This window comes from Bacillus sp. ME78, from assembly GCF_903970865.1.
GTDB classification, from domain to species: domain Bacteria; phylum Bacillota; class Bacilli; order Bacillales; family Bacillaceae_G; genus Bacillus_A; species Bacillus_A cereus.
On the sequence record NZ_CAJCKK010000092.1, the window covers coordinates 1 to 732 of the forward strand.

Sequence of the window (732 nt, forward strand, 5' to 3'; positions counted from 1 at the left end):
AGAGTAGAAGAGAAGATAAAAGGTCTTATTCCTGTAACAAAGGATATGAATACTTTTGAAAGCCTTACGAAAGAAGAAAAAGAAAAGTATGTTTTAGATGCTAAACAAATTAGTGCTTTATTAGAGGAAAATAAAAGCTATTTAAATGGAAAATCTAAAGAGTTTGCATGGATAAAGCAAAATGCTTGTATTATTGAACAGTTTACTACAATGTTAGCGACACCTCCTGATAAACCAGCGGATTTTTATTTGAAACATGATATTGCAATGTATGAAAATGCGAAGTGGACTGAAGAACATTTAGGAAAAACTATTGTATGGGGACATAATGGACACGTTTCGAAAACAAATATGCTTCCTTTTATATATCCTAAAGTAGCTGGGCAGCGCTTAGCAGAATATTATGGAAAACGGTACGTATCTATTGGAACGTCAGTTTATGAAGGACAATATAATGTCAAAAATAGCGATGGTGAATTTGGCCCCTATGGAACATTAAAATCGGATGATTCAAACAGTTATAACTACATCTTTGGACAAGTTAAAAAAGATCAATTTTTTATTGATTTACGTAAGGCAAACGGCGTGACAAAAACTTGGTTAAACGAACAACATCCAATTTTCGCTGGAATAACTACCGAAGGGCCTGATATACCAAAAACTGTTGATATATCATTAGGTAAAGCGTTTGATATACTTGTTCAAATTCAAAAAGTGAGTCCATCTCAACTA

1 protein-coding gene is annotated in these 732 nt (G+C 32.9%); it reads left to right on the forward strand.

What is annotated here, in order from left to right:
- Positions 1 to 732: erythromycin esterase family protein (locus H6481_RS28295; protein ID WP_182813819.1), on the forward strand; the 732-nt coding region annotated here is incomplete at both ends.